The sequence below is a fragment of the Kitasatospora sp. NPDC059827 genome (genome assembly GCF_042731675.1).
Lineage (GTDB): Bacteria > Actinomycetota > Actinomycetes > Streptomycetales > Streptomycetaceae > Kitasatospora.
Genome location: NZ_JBHWIV010000057.1, coordinates 1 through 19,416 on the forward strand (window position 1 = coordinate 1; position 19,416 = coordinate 19,416).

The 19,416-nt window shown below is 73.6% G+C and carries 14 protein-coding genes and 1 other RNA gene; 10 read left to right on the forward strand and 5 right to left on the reverse strand.

Annotated elements, in window-relative coordinates; translation table 11 throughout:
* Window positions 1-117: 117 nt before the first annotated feature.
* The 3 genes from ACFV8H_RS28750 to lanL all read right to left on the reverse strand — a co-directional run bounded on the left by ACFV8H_RS28750 (window position 118) and on the right by lanL (window position 5,511).
* Complete coding sequence (locus ACFV8H_RS28750; RefSeq protein ID WP_157882160.1) at window positions 118-261, reverse strand: VenA family class IV lanthipeptide; 144 nt, start codon at window positions 259-261, stop codon at window positions 118-120.
* Between the two features lie 146 nt (window positions 262-407).
* Window positions 408-2,399 (reverse strand): alpha/beta fold hydrolase, encoded by a 1,992-nt coding sequence (locus ACFV8H_RS28755; RefSeq protein WP_380405635.1) that lies wholly within the window; start codon window positions 2,397-2,399, stop codon window positions 408-410.
* Window positions 2,400-2,406: 7 nt separating this feature from the next.
* Entirely contained in the window at window positions 2,407-5,511 is a 3,105-nt protein-coding gene (gene lanL, locus ACFV8H_RS28760) for a class IV lanthionine synthetase LanL (RefSeq protein WP_380405638.1), read from the reverse strand.
* A gap of 419 nt (window positions 5,512-5,930) precedes the next feature.
* Here lanL and ACFV8H_RS28765 point away from each other — a divergent pair, with 419 nt between their 5' ends.
* Genes ACFV8H_RS28765 through ACFV8H_RS28775 form a run of 3 tightly spaced genes read left to right on the forward strand, consistent with a single transcriptional unit; the run spans window position 5,931 to window position 8,702 of the window.
* Window positions 5,931-6,767: a Nif3-like dinuclear metal center hexameric protein gene (locus ACFV8H_RS28765; protein ID WP_380405641.1), complete on the forward strand. Its 837-nt coding sequence runs from the start codon at window positions 5,931-5,933 to the stop codon at window positions 6,765-6,767.
* A 23-nt stretch (window positions 6,768-6,790) separates the two neighbouring features.
* On the forward strand, window positions 6,791-7,534 hold the full coding sequence (locus ACFV8H_RS28770; RefSeq protein ID WP_380405644.1) for a zinc ribbon domain-containing protein: 744 nt from the start codon (window positions 6,791-6,793) through the stop codon (window positions 7,532-7,534).
* Window positions 7,535-7,538: 4 nt separating this feature from the next.
* Window positions 7,539-8,702, forward strand: a complete 1,164-nt coding sequence (locus tag ACFV8H_RS28775; protein ID WP_380405646.1) for a bifunctional RNase H/acid phosphatase — start codon at window positions 7,539-7,541, stop codon at window positions 8,700-8,702.
* Between the two features lie 18 nt (window positions 8,703-8,720).
* Here the strand turns inward: ACFV8H_RS28775 and yaaA are convergent, their stop codons facing one another.
* Together yaaA and ACFV8H_RS28785 are read right to left on the reverse strand one after the other, a co-directional pair.
* The gene (gene yaaA / locus ACFV8H_RS28780) at window positions 8,721-9,506 is read right to left on the reverse strand and encodes a peroxide stress protein YaaA (RefSeq protein ID WP_380405649.1); all 786 of its coding nucleotides are present in this window, start codon (window positions 9,504-9,506) and stop codon (window positions 8,721-8,723) included.
* 10 nt (window positions 9,507-9,516) lie between these two features.
* A complete protein-coding gene (locus ACFV8H_RS28785; RefSeq protein ID WP_380405652.1) occupies window positions 9,517-9,966 on the reverse strand; it encodes a DUF3995 domain-containing protein in 450 nt (149 codons plus the stop codon).
* A 144-nt stretch (window positions 9,967-10,110) separates the two neighbouring features.
* Between ACFV8H_RS28785 and ACFV8H_RS28790 the strand changes: the two genes are divergently transcribed.
* The 7 genes from ACFV8H_RS28790 (at window position 10,111) to ACFV8H_RS28820 (ending at window position 19,395) form a co-directional block, all read left to right on the forward strand.
* Window positions 10,111-10,488, forward strand: a complete 378-nt coding sequence (locus tag ACFV8H_RS28790) for a hypothetical protein (RefSeq protein ID WP_380405655.1) — start codon at window positions 10,111-10,113, stop codon at window positions 10,486-10,488.
* The gene (locus tag ACFV8H_RS28795; protein WP_380405658.1) at window positions 10,485-10,859 is read left to right on the forward strand and encodes a type II toxin-antitoxin system death-on-curing family toxin; all 375 of its coding nucleotides are present in this window, start codon (window positions 10,485-10,487) and stop codon (window positions 10,857-10,859) included. Before ACFV8H_RS28790 ends, ACFV8H_RS28795 begins: the two co-directional genes overlap by 4 nt.
* A 96-nt stretch (window positions 10,860-10,955) precedes the next feature.
* On the forward strand, window positions 10,956-12,422 hold the full coding sequence (locus ACFV8H_RS28800) for an RNB domain-containing ribonuclease (RefSeq protein ID WP_380405660.1): 1,467 nt from the start codon (window positions 10,956-10,958) through the stop codon (window positions 12,420-12,422).
* A 97-nt stretch (window positions 12,423-12,519) separates the two neighbouring features.
* Window positions 12,520-13,989, forward strand: coding sequence for an MFS transporter (locus ACFV8H_RS28805; protein ID WP_380405729.1), 1,470 nt, complete (start codon window positions 12,520-12,522; stop codon window positions 13,987-13,989).
* Between the two features lie 13 nt (window positions 13,990-14,002).
* Window positions 14,003-14,400, forward strand: an RNA gene (gene rnpB, locus ACFV8H_RS28810) — RNase P RNA component class A.
* 419 nt (window positions 14,401-14,819) lie between these two features.
* Window positions 14,820-16,166 (forward strand): serine/threonine protein kinase, encoded by a 1,347-nt coding sequence (locus ACFV8H_RS28815; RefSeq protein ID WP_380405663.1) that lies wholly within the window; start codon window positions 14,820-14,822, stop codon window positions 16,164-16,166.
* A gap of 163 nt (window positions 16,167-16,329) precedes the next feature.
* Window positions 16,330-19,395, forward strand: a complete 3,066-nt coding sequence (locus ACFV8H_RS28820) for an SNF2-related protein (protein WP_380405666.1) — start codon at window positions 16,330-16,332, stop codon at window positions 19,393-19,395.
* Window positions 19,396-19,416 lie beyond the last annotated feature (21 nt).

A 19,416-nucleotide genomic window follows, 5' to 3' on the forward strand; every position in this document is an offset into this window, starting at 1 on the left:
TTTGGGTGTGTTGGACGGGGGCTGGGTACGGCGGTTTGGGTAGGGGGGGTTTGGTACGGGGGTGGCCGCCCTCGCCTGTCCGGACAGGCGAGGGCGGCACCCGTGGGCCGTTCCTGATCAGCTGTTGGTGAAGATCAGACAGGTCAGGATGAGACAGGTGTACTGGCAGCCGCTGCCGTGGCCGGTCAGCTCGACGGACTCGGTCTCCGGCAGGTCCTGCAGCGCCGCGAGGTCGGTCTCGAAGTCCACCATGTTCTCCATGATCGGGTCCTCCCCTTGAGGGTGTCGCCCGCCGCGATCTGCCTGCGGGCGTCGGGTGTTGACCCCCGGCGCGGCCTCCATCCGCCGCACCGGGGTGGTGCCCCGGGCCTCGACGGGCCCGGGAGTCTGTGGGTGGCCGGGCGGGATCAGCCCGGTCGGCCGGTCCGCAGGAACGCGGCCAGCAGTTCGTGCAGCACGGCGGCGCCCTCCTCGGCGAGCACCTCGTGGCCGGAGCCGGCCGCCTCCACGTACCGGAAGTCCGCGCCCTCGATCCGGCCGATCCGCAGCAACTCGTGCCGCAGCGACCGGGATTGGCCGACCGGTACCACCTCGTCCCGGTTGCCGTGCACGACCAGCAGCGGGGCGCTCAGCCGGTGCGCGAGCTGGAGCACGTCGCGCGGTCCGCGGGCGTCCAGGATCGGGTCGCCGCCGCCCAGCCGGGTGGTCAACGCCCGTACGGGGGGCGCCGCTTCGGCCATCAGCCGGGCGCCGGACAGGAACGGTGCGACCACCGCGCAGCGGGCGACCTGCTCGGTCGGCGCGTGCGCGGCCGCCAGCAGCGCCAGGAAGGCGCCGTAGCTGACCCCGAACAGGGCGGGCGGTTCCAGGCCGAGTGCCGCCCGCTGGCCGGCGATGCCCTCCAGCAGGTAGAGCACGTCGTCCAGGTCGGGGCCGCCCCAGGCGCCCCGGATGGCCAGCGCGTGCGGCACCCCGTAGCCGGTGGAGCCGCGCTGGTTGGGCGCGACCACCGCCAGGCCCTCGGCGGCCATCCGTTGCAGCGCCGGGTCGAACTCCAGCCGCCAGGCGTCGGCGGGGCCGCCGTGCAGCGCCAGCACCAGGTGCGGGCTGCTCAGCCAGGCGTCGCCGCCGTACACCACGGCCTCCAACGGGCCCGCCGGGCCCGCGAGTTCGAGGCTCTGGGCGGGCTGCCAGCGGCTGCCGTCGCCGGGCTGGGTGCTGCCGTCCAGACGCCACCCGGCCGGCGGGGTGCGGGTGACGCGCGGTGCACCGGGCTGCCAGGGCAGGGCGGTGTCCCGCCACGGGCCGGGCAGGCCCGAGCCCAGGGGCGCGAGTTGCAGCGGCAGCGGCATCGGGGCGGTCTCGGCGAGGGCCGGGCCGTGCGCCAGCAGGGCGTCCACGTCCAGGGTGGCCAGCGCCGCCGGGTGGTCGGGCGAGGAGTACGGGATCCGCAGCCCGGCGCCGTCCCAGTGCCCGACCGCGCCGAGCCGCCCGGGTGGCACCGGCAGCGGGTCCAACCGCCCGACGGCGGGCCGCCACAGGGCGAGCGCCGAGCCGGCGCCGTGGTCGATCTGCACCGCGACCCGCGGGCCGTCCGCCGCCTGCCGCAGTGCCACCGGGCGCAGGAACATGCCCGAGACGTGCAGGCATTCCGGGAACCGCAGTGGTTCCCCGCCGCCCAGCACGCCCCAGCCGAGCCGGTCGGTGCCGGGCGCGTCGCTGCGCACCATCGCGAAGCGGCTGTCGGGGTCGAACAGCACCAGCCGGTCGTTGCTGTGCTCGCCGATCTCCAGCAGCGGGGTGGTGGTGCCGCTGCGCAGGTCCAGCACCACGCTGCGGACCAGCCCGCCGGCCACCCGGTCCAGGGCGAGCAGCGCGCCCGCGTGGTCCAGCCAGGCGCCGCCGCCGTGCAGGCCGGGGATCTCGGCGACCGGCACGGGCTCGCTGCCGTCCGCCCGGATCAGCCAGGCGGTGGTCGCCGGGCGGGTGTCGGTGCCCAGGGCGATCGCCACCGGGGTGCGCGGGTCGGCGCCGGGCGCCACCGGGAGCGGCAGCAGGCGCAGTCCGGGCATCCGCAGCGAGGCCAACTGCTGTTCCACGGTGCCGTTCCCGCCGTACGAGAGGCGGACCAGGTCGTGCCGCTCGCCGTCGTGCCGGCAGACCAGCACCGAGCCGTCGGGCAGGGCGACGAGCTGCGAGCGCAGCTGCTCCGACCGGTTGCCGGACAGCGGCAGCGCGGCGGGTACGGCGGGGGAGCCGTCCTGTGGGAGCCGCCAACTCTCCACGTACCAGCCGCTGTCGGCGGCCGCGGCCAGGCAGGCCGCGTGGCTGCCGTCGGCGGCGAAGGAGAAGCTCAGCCGACGCAGGGCCCGGGTGGTGGCGCGGGTGGCCGTGTTCACGTCTCGCTCACCCCGTCGCCGTCGTCAGGGAGTTGGTCGCGGCCGGGAGTCGGCGAGGAAGGGGGGCGAGCGGGTGGCCGGGGGAGAGCGGGTCCAGCCAGAGCCGGGGGCCGCCGTGCCGGAGCCGGAGCAGGAAGGCCAACGGCCCTGCCGTGCCGGTGCCGTAGGCGGTGGCGCAGCCCGTACCCGTCTCGTCGGGCAGGACCAGCAGGCCGTTGCGCAGTGCGCTCCGGGCCGCGATCAGTCGGGCCAACCGGCGTGCCCCGGAACGGAATTCGGGATCGTCCGTGGCCTCGGCGAGGTCCAGCAGGTACTCGCCGTCACCGGCCAGGCCGTGGCAGGCGCTCACTCCGCCGTGCCAACGGCCGGCCAGGACGGCCCGGCCGGCGGCCCGGGCGAGGCGCAGCGCCTCGGTGTCGCCGCTGGCCCGCCACAGCCGCAGCAGGAAGCTGCCCGCGCCGGAGGAGCCGCTGCACCAGTGCGGGAGCCGGATGTGCGCGGGGTCGGCGGCGCTCTGCGGCCACCAGGCGCAGGCCCGGTCGGTGCGGCCGTCGCCGTGTCCGTCGCCGCTGCCGTCGCCCTCGCTCCACCGCACGGTGGCGCCGAGCGTCCGCCCGGCGTCCAGGGCGGCCGTCGTGCAGGCGTCCCGCAGGGCGCGGTCGCCGGTCGCCCCGGCGGCGGCGAGCAGGAAGGCGCCGACGCCCGCCACGCCGTGCGCGAAGCCGAGGTGGGTGATCCCGGCGAGCGCCGAGTCGAAGTCGGCCGGCACCGGCCAGACCGTCCCGTACGGTTCCCGTCGCGCGGCGGCGAGCAGGGCGCGGGCGCAGCGGTCGGCGCGCTCGGCGAAGCCGTGGTCCGCGCGGAAGTGCTCCCCGGCGAAGCGGAGTTGGGCGAAGCCAGCGCCCGCTGCGCCGTGGCAGACATCCGGGTTGGGCCACTCGACGGCGATCCGCCGGGCGAGCGCGGCGGCCCGCTCGGCCGCCTCCTGGTCGCCCAGCACCCGGGCGGCGTCGAGCAGCGCCCAGGCCGTCCCCGACCGTCCGAAGTGCAGCCCGGGCAGCACCACCGGCTCGGCGGCGACCCGCCGCTCGATCCAGTCCGCGGCGGTCCGGGCCGTACCCGCGGCGGCCGCCCGGACCTCGGCCGGCAGGCCGGGTGCTGCGGCCGCTCGCGCCAGTACGGCGAGCACGCCCGCGGCGCCGTGCTGGACGTTGCACGGGTCCGTCCGTTCCCCGGCGGGCACCACGGGCCACAGCCGGTCGGACCGCTGCGGTGTCGCGCCGGCGGCGAGGTGCCGCAGGCCGTCGTGCAGCAGCCGGTCGAGGGGCGGGGCATCGGCGTCCGTGCCCGGCCGAGGGGTGGCCTGCCACAGCGGGGCGACCACGGCGGACACGGCCGGGCGCACGAACGCGGTCGGCCTCGGGGCGACACCGGGGTCCACGCCGCCGCCCCACCCGCCCAGCGCCTTCCCGCCCAGCGCCTCCCGGGCCCGCGCCAGGCTCCACCGCAGCTCCGGCTGTTCGGCCCGCAGCCCCAGCACCACCGGCGCCAGCCGCCGCGCGGTGGCACCCGAGCGGGCCGCCAGGTCGAGCCAGCGGCCGAGCCGTTCGGCGACCGGGCGGGCCCGCGGCAGGTCCTCGGGCAGCAGCGGGTCGTGCCCGGTGGCCAGCAGGAAGAACAGTCCGCCGAGGGCGTAGCGGTCGGCGGCCGGGTCGGCGGTGCCGGTGCCGGCGAGGGCGAGCCGCCCCTGTTCGGGGGCGCGGTAGCCGGGGGTGCCGGCCGTGCCGGCCCGGTGGCCGGTCTCGGCGGCGAGTTCGAGGTCGATCAGCCGCAGGCTGCCGTCCGGCCGGACCATCACGTTGCCGGGGGAGAGGTCGCGCAGCACCAGGCCCTGGCCGTGCACCCGCCCGACCAGGTCGAGCAGTCCGTGCGCCAGCGGTCCGGCCTCGGCCCAGTCGACGTCCGGGCTGCCGTCGCGCCGCAGCCGGGCGGCGACCCAGGCGCCGAGCGGTTGCCCGGCGATTCGTTCCTGCACCAGGAAGACGGAGTCGTCCTGCTCGATCAGTTCGACGGCGCGCGGTACCAGCCCCTGCCCGTCCAGCCGGGCGAGCAGCGCGGCCTCGTGCCGCAGCGCGTCGCGGGCGTCGGTCCCGGCGCGGTCGACCTCGATGTGCGCGCGGGCCTGCTTGACCACGACCTCCGCGCCGCTCGCGGCCTCACGCCCGAGGAACACCCCGCCCTTGGCGCCGTGCCGTACGGCGGCGGTCACCGCGTAGCGCCCGGCCAGCAACACCCCACCGCCGCGCCTGCCCCCGGGCCTGCCGCTGCCTCCGTCCCCGCCTCCGTTCGCACGCCTGCGGGGGTGGTCGGCACCGCGGAACGGGTCCCGGACCCACCCCGGCGCCCGGTACGACCCGCCGCGCACGTCCTCGGCCCGCTCCCCAGCGGGCCCGCGCAGCACCGAGCGGTACTCCCCGTCGTTGCCGAGCTCGGCCCGGGCCGCGAACGCGCCGTAGCGGTAGTGCACCCGGCTGCCGGGCCGGTACGGCCGGTCGGAGAGCACCACCGGCCCGGGCAGCCCGGCCGTCACCCGGTCCAGTTCGGCCGCCAGCCGCTGGAACTGGGCGTCGTCCGCCGGGTAGACGGTGATGAACTTGCCCGCCGAACCACGGTCGCTGTTACGGGAGTTGAGCTCGCGCAGCCGCTCCTCGGCGGCGGCGAACTTGAAACTGCACGGGTCCGCGGCGAGCACCCGGACCACGGCCGCGAGCACCTCCCCGCCGACCACCGAGGCGGCGCTGACGTGGAGCTTCCACCCCTGCGCCGGTAACGGCGCGGACGCGGACGGCCGGGCCGTGCACCAGAAGCCCCCGACGGTGACGTCCCAGTCGCCGTCGCCTCCCCGGCCCCCGGCGCCGGCCAGGGCCGCCCGCGTCGCCTCCGGCCACGAGCCGGCCGCAGCCGGTCCGCGGCCCGCCGTGCCCCCGCCCGCCGTTCCCCTGTCGGCCGTTCCCTCGCCCGCCGTTCCCCTGTCGGCCGTTCCCTCGCCCGCCGTTCCCCCGTCGGCCGGTCCCCTGTCCGCAGCAATGCGCAGCGATGTGTCCGCCCCCATTCGTCACCACACCCCTTCGTCTTCTGCTCGGCTGTTCGCGACCCCTTCCAGGGGCTCCCGGCCGAGGTGACCGGGGCAACTCCCGTTCGCAGGAATGAAGTTAGTTTCGAGAAATCCGAAGCCTCAACGCCGAGCCGGTCACTTCACTCGTAAGGGTGATCAGTGGGCGGTTTCGAATTCGTACGAGAACGCTGCTGTGAGTAACGGGCGCACGGCGTGCGGGCGCGTACGCCGCGCGCGGAACCCGAACACGCGCCCCAGCTGCAGGTTGACGCGCATCCGTACGCCTGCGGCACCCGCGTCCGAAGCACGCCCGCCGCCGTCCCGCCGCCGTCCCGCCGCCGCCCTGCCGCCGTTCCGCCGCCGTCCCCCGATCGGCCGAGGCCCGACCGGCCCCGCGCGCACGGTAGTCTCGACAGGTGCCGAAACTGTCCGACGTCATCACCGCGCTCGAAGAGGTCTACCCCCCGCAGTGGGCGGAGTCCTGGGACGCCGTCGGCCTGGTCTGCGGTGATCCTCAGGCCGAGGTCAGCCGCGTGCTGTTCGCCGTCGACCCCGTCCAGGCGGTCGTCGACGAGGCCGTGGAGTGGGGCGCCGACCTGGTGGTCACCCACCACCCCCTGTACCTACGCGGCACCACCAGCGTCGCCGCGACCACCTTCAAGGGCCGGGTGGTGCACACCCTGATCACCAACGGCATCGCCCTGCACGTCGCCCACACCAACGCCGACCACGCCGACCCCGGCGTCTCGGACGCGCTGGCCGAGGCCGTCGGCCTGCGGGTCACCGGCCCGCTGGTGCCGGACCCGACCGACCCGCTGGGCCGTCGCGGCACCGGCCGGATCGGCCTGCTGGAGCCCCCGCTGACCCTGTCGGCCTTCGCGGCGCAGGTCGCCGCCGGTCTGCCCGCGACCGCCGCCGGTGTGCGCGTCTCCGGCGACCCGGACCGGCTGATCGGCCGGGTCGCGGTGTGCGGCGGTTCGGGCGACGGCTTCCTCTCCGACGTACGGGCGGCCGGCGTGGACGCCTACGTGACCGCCGACCTGCGCCACCACCCGGCCTCCGAGGCCACCGAGGCCGCGCCGGTCGCGCTGGTCGACGCCGCCCACTGGGCCACCGAGTGGCCCTGGCTCGGCCTGGCCGAGCGCGCCCTGCGGGCCGTCGCCGACCAGCACGGCTGGGCCGTGGAGACCAAGGTCTCCCACCGGGTCACCGACCCGTGGACCGCGCACGCCCCCATGTCCTTCACCGCCTGACCCGATCCACAGGAGCTTTCCCCTTGAACGCCGCGCCCGCCGACCAGATCCGCCTGCTCGACCTCCAGGCCTTCGACTCGAAGCTCGACCAGCTGGCCCACCGGCGCCGGGGCCTGCCCGAGCACGCCGAGATCGACAAGGCCACCGCCGACCACACCGCGCTCAAGGACCTCGTCGTCGCCGCCGAGGCCCAGAAGGGCGACACCGCCCGCGAGCTGACCAAGGCCGAGCAGGACGTCGAGCAGGTCCGCGCCCGCTCCGCCCGCAACCAGCAGCGGCTGGACTCCGGCGCGATCACCTCGCCGAAGGACCTGGAGAACCTCCAGCACGAGATCGGCTCGCTGGCCAAGCGCCAGGGCGACCTGGAGGAGGTCGTGCTGGAGATCATGGAGCGCCAGGAGAGCGCCAAGACCCGGGTCGACGAGCTGACCGCCCGCCTGGAGCACTCCACCGTCGTCCTCACCGAGGCCGAGGGCCGTCGCGACGCCGCGTTCGCCGAGATCGACGGCGAGGCCGACAAGGTCAAGCGCGACCGCGAGACCGTCGCCGCCGTCATCCCGGCCGACCTGCTGAAGGTGTACGCCAAGCTGCGCGAGACCCAGGGCGGCGTCGGCGCGGCCCGGCTCTACCAGCGCCGCTGCGAGGGCTGCCGCACCGAGTTCTCGATCACCGAGCTGAACGCCATCAAGGCCGAGCCGGCCGACAAGGTGGTCCGCTGCGAGAACTGCGGGCGGATCCTGGTCCGCACCGCCGACTCGGGCGCCTGATCCGGTGGCGGCGCGCTTCATCGTCGAAGCGGACGGCGGGTCCCGGGGCAACCCGGGGCCGGCCGGCTACGGCGCGGTGGTCCGGGACGCCGACACCGGGCAGCTCGTCGCCGAGGCCGCCGAGTTCATCGGCCACGCCACCAACAACGTGGCCGAGTACCGGGGCCTGATCGCCGGGCTAAAGGCGGCCCGCGCGCTCGACCCGGACGCCTCCGTGGACGTCCGGATGGACTCCAAGCTGGTCGTCGAGCAGATGTCCGGGCGCTGGAAGATCAAGCACCCCGACATGCAGCCGCTCGCCGCCGAGGCGCGCACGGTCTTCCCGCGTGGCCGGGTCGGCTACACCTGGATCCCGCGCGAGAAGAACAAGGACGCCGACAAGCTGGCCAACGAGGCGATGGACGCCGGCCGCGACGGGCGCCAGTGGGAGCCGAAGCCCAAGGCCGCAGCCGGGGCCGCCGTGGTCGGGGCCGCCGCCACGGCCGAGGAGCCGCTGCCGAAGCCCCCCGCCCCCAAGGCCGGCTGGGCCGCCCCGGCCGACCTCGGCACCCCGACCACCTTCGTCCTGCTGCGCCACGGCGAGACCCCGCTCACCCCGGAGAAGCGCTTCTCCGGCAGCGGCGGCACCGACCCGGAGCTGTCCGACAAGGGCCGCTGGCAGGCCGAGCGGGCCGCCGAGGCCCTGGCCGCGCGCGGCAGCGTCCAGGCGGTCGTCGCCTCCCCGATGCGCCGCACCCGGCAGACCGCCGAGATCGTCGCCGCCCGGCTCGGCCTGGAGGTCCGGTACGAGGAGGGCCTGCGCGAGGTCGACTTCGGCGACTGGGAGGGCCTGACCTTCGCCGAGGTGCAGGAGCGGTACCCGGACGACCTCTCGGCCTGGCTGGGCTCCGCGAAGGCCAAGCCGACCGGCAGCGCCGAGAGCTTCACCACCCTCACCCACCGGGCCGGCGTCGCCCGGGACAAGATCCTCGCCCGGTACGCGGGGAAGACGGTGCTGGTGGTCTCGCACGTCAGCCCGATCAAGACCCTGGTCCGGCTGGCGCTCGGCGCCCCGCCGGACTCGATGTACCGGATGGAGCTGTCCGCCGCCTCGATCTGCGCCGTCCAGTACTACGCGGACGGCAACGCCTCGCTGCGGCTCCTGAACGACGGCTCCCACCTGCGCTGACCCTCCCCACCCGGGGGGTCAGTGCACCTCGGTGACCACCACGTCCAGCTGCCACGGCTTGCGCGCCGTGCCCTCCGCCGCCAGCTCGACCCGGTGGCCCAGCGCCAGCAGCGCGTCCATCAGCTCGGTCGGCGTCTTCGGCTCGGCCCCGGCGACCATCAGGTCGCGTACCAGCCGCCCCTTGGTCGCCTTGTTGAAGTGGCTGACCACGCTGCGCTTGCCGTCCCGCTCCTGGAGCACCCGGACGGTCGCCGTACGGGCGGCCACCTCGCCGGCCGGCTTCCAGGCCGCCGCGTACGCGGAGCTGCGCAGGTCCAGCACCAGCCCGTCCGCCACCTCCGGGAGCACGTCGGCCGTCACGCCCCGCCAGTACGCGCCGAGCGCCCCCAGCTCGGGGAGTTTCACGCCCATCGAGCAGCGGTAGGACGGGATCCGGTCGGAGATCCGCACCGCGCCCCAGAGACCGGAGAACACCAGCAGCGCCCGCTCGGCGCGGTCGTACGCGGCGGCGTCCAGGGTGGCCAGCCCAAGGTTGTCGAACAGCACCCCGGTGTACACCTCGGCCGCCGGTCGGGCCCCGGCGGTGGGCAGCCCGGCGTTCTTGGCGATCTCTCCGCGCAGCCCGGGGGTGAGGCCGAGCACCTCGGCGGCGGCGTCCTCGTCGCCCCGGCAGAGGCCCACCAGCGCGTCCAGCACCGCGCCGCGCGCCGCCGTCAGCCCCGGCAGCGACAGCCCGTCGAGCGCGAGCGGCGCGCCGTCCCCGGACGCGGCCTTGCCCTCCGAGGGCGGCAACAGCACCAGCACAGCGGACTCCTCAACAATCTGTGGCGGACGAACCCCGCCACCCTACTGCGGCCGCTCCGGCTCCCAACGCCACGCACAGGGGCGAGTAGTAGCGCAGGTTCAGCCGCCGGAACCGCGCCGAGCGCTCGCTCAGCCGCCCGAACACGACCGGCCCGGTGAGCCCGCGGGCGAGCAGCACCCCGGCCGCCGTCCGCACCCCGGCCCGCCGCAACCCCCGCGGTCCCGCGGCCGGCAGCAGCCCGGCCTCCGCCGCCACCAGGTAGGAGGCCGTCCCCAGCAGCCCCGCCACCACCAGGCAGGCCGACGGTGGCGGCGGCCCCTCGCCCGCGCCCACCACGGTGTCCACGAACTCCTCCGGCGTCCGCAGCGGCCAGGGCGTCACCGCCCACACCGCGTGCAGCGCCCCCGTCACCGCCAGCCCCGCCGACACCACGCCCCCGGCCGCCTTGACCGCGTCCATCGCCCGCACCCCCTCCGTGAAGCAACTCCCGACCCCACCGTACGAGCCCTTACACCCCTCCGGCCCCCGGCCCGCCCGGGCGGCAATTCGGTGGGCCGGCCCGGCGTTGCCCACTACGGTGACCGGCGAAGGAGAGTGAACGAGATGACCATGCGACCCCTGGACCTGGTGCCCGGCGACGGCGACGCCGAAGAGGAGTCCCTGCCCGTGCGCCTGCCCGCCGGCCTGCCCGCGGAGACCAGGCAGGCACTGGAGTTCGCGGTGCGGGCGGCGGCCGAGGCCGTGCTGGCCGGCCGGGTGCGCGTGACGGGGTCGGCCACGGAGGCGGACACGGCCGAACTGGCCTTCGAGGTCCGCCAGTCCGAACTCCCGGAGGCACTCGCGGACCCGCTCCCGCCGGCGTCGGCGGACCCGGCCCTGCAAGACAAGGCCCCGCAGGACAGGGCCGCGCGCCGGGCCGCGATGGTGGCCCGGATCCGCGCCGGGAACGCCGAGACGCTGGAGAGGTTGAAGGACCTGTGACCACGGAGTATCTGGACCTCGACGACGTCACCTACCTCGCCGGGGGCCCGCAGAACGTCCGCGACCTCGGCGGCCTGCTGTCGGCGATCGCCCGCCCGCAAACCACCCTGTTCGGCGACGACGCCTACCCCGACCTGTGGACCAAGGCGGCGGCCCTCGGCCAGAGCCTGGCCCGCAACCACCCGCTGGTCGACCGGAACAAGCGCACCGCCTTCGAGGCGATGCTGCTGTTCCTGGACTACAACGCGGAGCCCTACACCGACCCGCACCCGGACGACGCCGTGGCCTTCGTGCTGCGGCTCGCCACCGGCGGCTACGACGACGCGATCGCCCTGGCCGCCAAGGACCTCAGGTCCCTCCTGGGCCGCTGAGCCCCGACGGGCGCGGCCCCCGACGGGCGCGGGCCGCCGGCGGACGCGCCGGGGGCCTGCGCCCGGAAGCTCCCGGTCCGCCCTACGCTGGCCTGCATGCCTCGCCGAAAACTGCGCGTCAAGGCCGTCGACTCCGCCCGGATCAACACCGAGCTCACCGAGCTCCGCACCCGCCTGGAGATCCACACCGAGTGGCCCGAGGCCGTGCTCGCGGAGGCGGAGGAGGCCGCCGGGCACCCCCGGTTGCCGGAGTACGACGCCACCGACCTGCCGCTGTTCACCGTCGACCCGCCCGGCTCCCGCGACCTCGACCAGGCCATGCACCTCACCCACCGCCCGGGCGGCGGCTACCGGGTGCACTACGCGATCGCCGACGTCGCCGCCTTCGTCCGCCCCGGCGGAGCCGTCGACACCGAGGCCCGCCGCCGGGTCGAGACCCTCTACTTCCCGGACCACCGCGTCCCGCTGCACCCCGCCCGGATCTCCGAGGACGCCGCCAGCCTGCTGCCCGGCGAAGCCCGCCCCGCCCTGCTCTGGCAGCTGGACCTGGACGCCGACGGCGCCGTCGTGCTGGCGGACCTGCGCCGCGCCCTGGTCCGGTCGCACCGCCGACTGGACTACGCCGCCGTCCAGCGCGCCGTGGACCTCGGCGGCGCCGACGAACAGCTCGCCCTGCTCGCCACCGTCGGCCGGCTGCGCGAGGAGCAGGAGCGGGCCCGGGGCGGGATCAGCCTGCCGGTGCCAGAGCAGGAGGTCGAGGAGACCCTGCACGGCTACGTCCTCGGCTACCGCGCGCTGAGCCCGGCCGACGGCTGGAACGCCCAGATCTCGCTGCTCACCGGCATGGCCGCGGCCGAACTGATGCTGGACGCGGGCGTCGGCCTGCTGCGCACCCTGCCGGCCGCGCCCGCCGCCGCGTACGAGCGGCTGCGCCGGATCGCGGCCGCCCTGGACGTCGACTGGCCGCAGGCCCTCCCGTACCCGGAGCTGATCCGCTCGCTGGACCCGGACGCGCCGCTGGACGCCGCCTTCCTGAACGCCTGCACCGGGCTGCTGCGCGGCGCCGGCTACCACGCCTTCGACGAGTCCCGCGGCCTGCCCGCCCCCGCCGAGCCCGGGCACGCCGCGCTGGCCGCCCCGTACGCGCACTGCACCGCGCCGCTGCGCCGGCTCGGCGACCGCTTCGCCCAGGAGGTGTGCGCGGCGGTCGCGGCGGGCGAGGACGTGCCGGACTGGGCGCGCGAGGCGCTGCCGGCCGTACCGGCGCTGATGGCGAGCGGGGACCGGCGGGCGGCCGAGGTGGAACGGGCCTGCGTGGACCTGGTGGAGGCCGAGCTGCTGGTGGGGCGGGAGGGCGAGGAGTTCTCGGCGGTGGTGATCGAGGTGGACGGCAAGCGCCCCGGCTCGGGCGTCGTCCAGCTGCGCGAGCCCGCCGTCCGGGCCCGCTGCGACGCCGCCGACGGCACCGGGGGCGGGCCGCCGCTCCCGCTCGGCCGGGTGATCGACGTCCGCCTCACCCGGGCCGATCCGGCCACCCGTACGGTCCGCTTCGCCGCGGTCTGAGCCCCCCTCACCCGGCCCGGAGTGGGAGGATCGGTCCGTGCCCGATGCCCAGCCTCCCGTCGCACCCGCCGCCGGACCCGCTGCCCCGTCACCCGCCGTGCCGGACACCGGTCGCCGCCGCCGGCTGCTGGTCCTCGCGATCTGCTGCCTGAGCCTGTTCATCGTCGGCCTGGACAACACCGTGGTGAACATCGCGCTGCCGGTGATCCAGAAGGACCTGGACGCTCCGGCCTCCGGTCTGCAGTGGATCATCGACGCCTACACCCTGGTGCTGGCCTCGCTGCTGATGCTGTTCGGCTCGGTGGCCGACCGCTTCGGCCGCCGGCGGGTGTTCCGGATCGGGCTGGCCTGCTTCGCCCTGGGGTCCCTGCTGTGCAGCCTGGCGCCGAGCCTGGAGTGGCTGGTGGCCTTCCGGGCCGTGCAGGCGGTGGGTGGCTCGATGCTCAACCCGGTGGCGATGTCGATCATCACCAACACCTTCACCGACCCGAGGGAACGGGCCCGGGCGATCGGCGTCTGGGGCGGCGTGGTCGGCATCTCGATGGCGCTCGGCCCGCTGCTCGGCGGCTTCCTGGTGGACGGCGCCGGCTGGCCGTCGATCTTCCTGATCAACGTTCCGGTGGCCCTGGTCGCCATCCTGCTGACCTACCGTTACGTCCCCGAGTCGCGCGCGCCGCGGCCCCGCCGGCTCGACCCGGTCGGTCAGCTGCTGATGATCGTCCTGCTCGGCTGCGGCACCGCCGCGATCATCGAGGGCCCGGGCAACGGCTGGACCTCCCCGGTGATCCTGGCCCTGGCGGCGGCCGCGGTCGCCGCGCTGATCGCCTTCCCGCTCTGGGAGCGGCGGGTCGCCGAACCGCTGGTGGACCCGCGCTTCTTCGCCAGCGCGCCGTTCACCGGGGCCACCGTCACCGCGGTCTGCGCGTTCTCGGCACTGGGCGGCTTCCTCTTCCTCAACACCCTCTACCTCCAGGACGTCCGGCACTACAGCCCGGTCGAGGCGGGCCTGTGGACGCTGCCGATGGCCGGGATGATGCTGGTCTGCGCGCCGCTGTCCGGGCGGATCGTCGGCAGCCGGGGCCCGCGCCTGCCGCTGGTGGTGGCCGGGCTGGGCCTCGCGGCGAGCGGCCTGCTGCTCACCCGGCTCAGCGCCGACTCCCCGGCCGCGCTGCTGCTCGCCGCGTACGCGCTGTTCGGCTTCGGCTTCGGCCTGGTCAACGCGCCGATCACCAACGCGGCGGTCTCCGGCATGCCGCGCTCCCAGGCGGGCGTGGCCGCCGCCGTCGCCTCGACCAGCCGCCAGGTCGGGCAGTCGCTGGGCGTCGCGGTGATCGGCACGGTCGTCACCTCGGCCGTGGTGGGCCCGATGGCCACCGGCTTCGCCCCGGCCAGCCACGCCGGCTGGTGGATCCTGGTCGGCCTCGGCGGCGCCGTCCTCGTCCTCGGCCTGGTCACCACCGGCGCCTGGGCCGACCGGACCGCTGCGGCGGTGGCCGTCCGCCTCGGCGGCGAGCCGCCGGCGGCCCGGCCCAGTGTTCGGGAGGCTCCGCCCGAGCGGCTACCATGACCACTACGGCGGAAGAGCCGGCCGGGCGGTCGCGACGGGTCCCTGACCCGCCGAGGAACGTCCGGGCTCCACAGAGCAGGGTGGTGGGTAACGCCCACCCGGGGTGACCCGCGGGACAGTGCCACAGAAAACAGACCGCCCACCGCTTCGGCGCGTGGGTAAGGGTGAAACGGTGGTGTAAGAGACCACCAGCGACCGGGGTGACCCGGCCGGCTAGGTAAACCCCACCTGGAGCAAGGTCAAGATCGGTGCCCTCGGGCACCGTGCGCGAGTGTTCGAGGGCTGCTCGCCCGAGCTCGCGGGTAGACCGCACGAGGCTGTCGGCAACGGCAGCCCTAGATGGATGGCCGTCTCCCCGGGCCGCGCGAGCAACCCGGGTGACAGAACCCGGCGTACAGGCCGGCTCCATCCGCCGTACCAGGGGCTTTGCCCCCGGAAGGGCCTCTGACCTGCGTCGGAGGCCCTTTCCGATCTTTCAGGGGCTTACCGTGTTAGGCGGCAAAACGTCCCTCGAAAGTCCCTCGGACAGAGCTGAAAGTCCCTGAAAAGTCCCAGAGACAGAGGTCTCCGGGAGGAGCCCGAAGCAGCTGAGCTGAGCCGTCTGATCAGGCAACTCGGAGGTGTTGGCGAGACTGCCCCCTGCGCGGTGAGCTCCGCTGTGGATGCTGAAGCGTGACGGGTTCCGACGGATCGGGCCGGGTTAATGTGCACGCGCTCTAAACTGATCAGTGGGCTGTGCTGTGGGTTCGTAGCGGGTGCGCCGTGCCGCTTTGCACGTGGCCGCGGGGTCAGGATCGAGTTCCGAGTCGGGCGGGGGTACGAGGGCGCTGATGAAGCCGTTGGACAGCGATGTGGATCCCCTGGTCATCGGCCCGTTCGAATTGCTGGCCGTTCTCGGCGAGGGGGGCATGGGCCGGGCCTACCTCGCACGGCGGTTGCCGTTGGACAACCTGGGCCCCGAGTTGGAAGCCGGGTACTACCTGGCTGAGGGCGATGACGACCGAGAGAACACCCTCTCGGTCGTGAAGGTCATCAGCCCGAAGTACCTGCAGAGCACCCAGCAGGACGAGGATGAGAAGCGGGCCCGGTTCGCGCAGGAGATCAGCGCGGTAAGGGCCGTCGTTAGTGACAGGGTGCCTTCGCTGCTTGCTGCCGACCCGGAGGCTGCACAGCCGTGGTTGGCGATCGACTACGTGCACGGCCCGGACCTCAGCACCATGATCAAGAAGAACGACGTCTTCTCGGTCGGCCCCTACGCTGCGCTGGGGCTCGCGCTGGTGGAGGCGCTGCGTGCCATTCACGGGGCGAAACTGCTGCATCGGGACTTGAAGCCGGGCAACGTCGTCCTTGGCCCCACTGGCCCCGTCGTCCTCGACTTCGGCCTGGCGGTACTGGTCGACCGCCGTACCAGCCAGGCCGTGACCAAAACCGGCTTGGGGTTCGGCTCGGCCGGCTACATGCCGTTGGAGCAGGCGACCGACCTGAAGCGAGTCAAGGAACCCGCTGACGTGTACGCGCTTGGCGCCACGCTGTTCTTTGCGGCGACGGGCCGTCCCCCTTTTCCGCTCGGCCCGATGCTGGTGTCGCCGGTCTGGGATGACGTCGACAAGACCTTCGTCCCGCTGCTCGCCAAGATCCTTGTGCCTATTCCAGAGCAGCGCCCGTCGCTCGACGGCGTGGAGCAGGGCTTGCTCGAGCTCCTCGTCCAGCACGGGCTGTCATCCGAGGACGCGGATGCGCAGTTGCGTGAGGTCGTGGAGCGGGCAGGCCTCGCGCCGGAGCTGCCCCCCTCGGCGATCGAGAGTGCCGCGAATGCTGAGGTGCAGGCGGCGGCGCAGCAGGCGGTTGACGCCGGAGCTGCACCCGACGCGCCCTGGGTCGGTGGTGATGATCTCTTCGCGCAGCTCTTTGGCTCGGATGAGCTCGAAGTGGTGGTGCCCGAACCGGCGCAGGAGCCCGAAGAGGGTTACTCGCCCACGTTGATCGATCCGGCGAACGTGGTCACGGTGCAGCTGACGCCTGCGGATGCACCGTCAGGCAGAACGACCATGATCCTTCCGATCGAACCGCCGCAAGCCAGCGCCGACGCTCAGGCGCCGCCGCGGGTCGCACCTGCGGCCGCGCTACGCGTCGCCAAGTACCTCCGCGAGGCGTACGCCCGCAGCCGCAAACTGTAGGCGCACGCTCCAGCCGCCGACGGATACCCGGTGGCCGATGGGACCGAAGTCACCACTCGCCCTCTTCCCCGGACAGTCGGGACCTAGGGTGCTAATAGAAGAACATTCCGCCAGCTCAGCGCCCAAACAGCGGCGCGATCGTTTTTCGAGAGGTCACCACGCGATGCCCGACGCAGCAGCCGCCTCACCCGACCACGTCGGCGCAGCCGCACCGCTCGGGATCGCCGTCGGCACCGTCATCGAGGTGCGCGACGAGGACTGGCTGGTCCAGAGCATCAGCGAGCCCAGGGAAGGCGAGTACCTGATCAAGGCGACCGGTGCCTCCGACCTGGTCCGAGGGCACGAGGCCCGCTTCCTCACCTCCCTGGACCAGCCCCGGGTGCTGCGTCCTGAGGACACCCGGCTGGTGCCCGATACCTCGAAGGAGTTTCGGCGCAGCCGCCTCTTCCTGGAGGCAGTCATGCGCAGGACGCCCCTGCCACAGTCTGAGAAGGGCTTGGCGCTGACCGATGGATTCCTGCTTGACCGCATGGACTACCAGCTGCGCCCCGCTGAGAAGGCCCTGACCAACCCGCTTCGGCCACGTTTGCTGATCGGCGACGTGGTGGGGCTCGGCAAGACCCTGGAGATCGGGGTGCTGCTCGGTGAGCTGGTGCGGCGTGGGCGTGGTGAGCGGATCCTCGTGGTAACGCCGGCCCCGGTGTTGGAGCAGTTCCAGCACGAGATGTGGACCCGGTTTGCGCTTCCGCTGGTGCGGCTGGACAGCGTTGGCATCGCCCGCATCGAGCGGCGTGTCCCGGCGGGGCGCAACCCCTTCACCTACTACAAGCGCGTGATCGTCTCCATGGACACGATCAAGAATCCGAAGCGCTACAAGCCATGGCTGGAGAACGTCCACTGGGACGCAGTTGTCATTGACGAGTCGCACAACCTCATCGGGGAGAGCAGCGACCGCCGGGCGCTGGCAAACCTCCTGGCGGAGCGCACCGACGCGCTGATCCTGGCCAGCGCCACGCCCCACAACGGCAAGATGCGGTCCTTCGCCGGCCTCGTCCGGCTGCTCGATCCGATGGCCATCAAGGACGTGAACGACCCCCAGCCGGACGAACTGAGGCACCTCTACATCCGCCGCACCAAGACCAGCCGTGAGGTCTCGCAGGTACTCGCAACGAAGACCGAGGTGCGGGACGGGAAGACCGTCGAGGTGGTGAAGTGGGCGCCCCGGGGAGGCTCGTACCCGGTGGAGCGGAATGCGACGGATCTGGAGGAGCAGGTCTTCGCCGAGCTCGCTTCGTTCTGGCTGCGACGCCCCGGTGAGCGTGGCGGAGAAGGAACGGAGTCGCGCAGCGACGAGAACAGACTGTTTCCGTATGTGCTGTTGAAATCGTTCCTGTCTTCGCACCGTGCGCTGTTCGCGACTGCACGGGAACGACTGGGGAAGCTGGGCCACCAGCTGCCGCATGACCAAAAGCACGTCACCGACCCGCCGCTCGTGGACCCGCCGGCGTCCACCCCGGAGGTGGCCTCCCTGCTGCGCCTGGCCGATCTGGCCCGTGACATCGAGCAGGCCGTCAGCACCGAGGGACAGCATGGGGCAGCGAAACTCGCCGGGCTGGTGGAGGAGTTGCGCGAGATCGGCGTCAGGTCTGGCAGCGGGACGAGGGCGGTGGTGTTCTCCGAGCGCCGCGAGACCCTCGATTGGCTCGGGGTGATCCTTCCGCCGTTGCTCGGCTGGAAGACGGACGAGAGCGGCAGGAACGCGGTCAAGGTTCTGCACAGCCTTGTGTCGGACACCGAGCAGCAGGAGTACGTGGACGAGTTCGCTCGGGCCGGCAGTGATGTGCGGCTGCTGTTGACCGGTGACGGGGCGTCCGAGGGCGTGAACTTGCACCGCCAGTGTCACCACCTGATCCATTGGGACCTGCCGTGGAGCCTGATCCGGGTCGAACAGCGCAACGGCCGCATCGACCGCTATGGACAGCAGCACCCGCCGGAGTTCCGCGCGATGATCCTCGCTTCCGGCGTTGAGGGTGCGCTGGACGACCGGGATGTCGCGCAGCGGGTTCTTGACCGTGAGGCGGTGGTTCACCAGGTGCTCGGCACGGTGGAGGCTGTCAGCCAGGAACACGATGCCGACAAGGAAGAGAAGCGGCTGATGGAGTCGCTCCTTGCCGGTCACCGCCCTGAGGACGCGGTTCGCGACCTAGAGGCCCACACGGCCTCTCAGGATGGCGAACCGCTAGTCGAGCAGGCGCTGATGGCCGAGTACGACGATGGCCCGATCGGGATGGACTTCCTCGACATGCTTGACGCCGGGGGCGAAGCCGAACCTGAGGAAGCGCCGGCGGACGACCTCCCCGCTCCGCCGGTCCTGGCAGAGGAACTGCGTCTCTTCTCCACCCGGCGCGACTACGTCCTGGCCGGGCTCGATGAGCTCGAGGACCTGGAATCGTTCCGGCTGAAGACTGTCGTCGAGGGCAACGACCTGAGCTTTGACACTCCCGAGGACCTAGCCGACCGCCTTTCCGTTCTACCCGACTCCTACCGCCGCGATCAGGGCATCGACCGGCGCCTGAATCTCACCTTCGACGCTGCGGACGCCGCCGACTCGTTGCGCCGTGCCCGCGAGGACTCCCATTCCAATTCCCTGTGGCCGGACTCCCACTACGTCGGTGAGCTGCACCCGGTCCTGGAGTGGATCACCGACAAGGTGCTGGTCCAGATTGGCCGCCAGAGTGCCCCGGTACTGCAGGTGGACGCCAAGAGGGTGCCGGAGCCGGTCTTCCTGACCCAGGGACTGTGGTCCAACTCGGAAGGGCGCCCAACTGTGGTCGCCTGGCTCGCCGTCGACCTGCTGACACAGGACCATCCACGAATCCGCCCGTTGACGCGCGAACTTCTCGCCGAGCTCGGCGTTGGGCCCGGCATGGACGACCACTTTGCTCCGGGTGATCGCGACGCGCTTACCGAGCTGCTCCCAGCGGCCGTCGCCGCAACCCGCCGTGAGCTGCACGAGCTGCGCAAACTCAGCGACGAGCTGGTGGATGCCCCGCTGCACGAGTACGAGAAGAAGATCGGGCGCTGGCAGCAGACCCTGCCCGGGCTCGGCGCCCTCACGCGTAGCGCACGCGACGAGACCGCTGAGCTGCTGCGTAAGCGCGCCGAGCGGCTCAGAACCGCGGGCAAGCCGATGGTGCGCGTCCTGGCCGTCCTGGAGCCCAGCGCATGAGCGCCAACGATGTTATGAGTA

Bases quoted from the DNA above. Each gene is read 5' to 3' on its own strand.
- ACFV8H_RS28750 (WP_157882160.1), bottom strand. From the start codon at position 261: ATGGAGAACATGGTGGACTTCGAGACCGACCTCGCGGCGCTGCAGGAC.
- lanL (WP_380405638.1), bottom strand. From the start codon at position 5,511: ATGGGGGCGGACACATCGCTGCGCATTGCTGCGGACAGGGGACCGGCC.
- ACFV8H_RS28785 (WP_380405652.1), bottom strand. From the start codon at position 9,966: ATGGACGCGGTCAAGGCGGCCGGGGGCGTGGTGTCGGCGGGGCTGGCG.
- ACFV8H_RS28790 (WP_380405655.1), top strand. From the start codon at position 10,111: ATGACCATGCGACCCCTGGACCTGGTGCCCGGCGACGGCGACGCCGAA.
- ACFV8H_RS28800 (WP_380405660.1), top strand. From the start codon at position 10,956: ATGCCTCGCCGAAAACTGCGCGTCAAGGCCGTCGACTCCGCCCGGATC.
- ACFV8H_RS28815 (WP_380405663.1), top strand. From the start codon at position 14,820: ATGAAGCCGTTGGACAGCGATGTGGATCCCCTGGTCATCGGCCCGTTC.
- ACFV8H_RS28820 (WP_380405666.1), top strand. From the start codon at position 16,330: ATGCCCGACGCAGCAGCCGCCTCACCCGACCACGTCGGCGCAGCCGCA.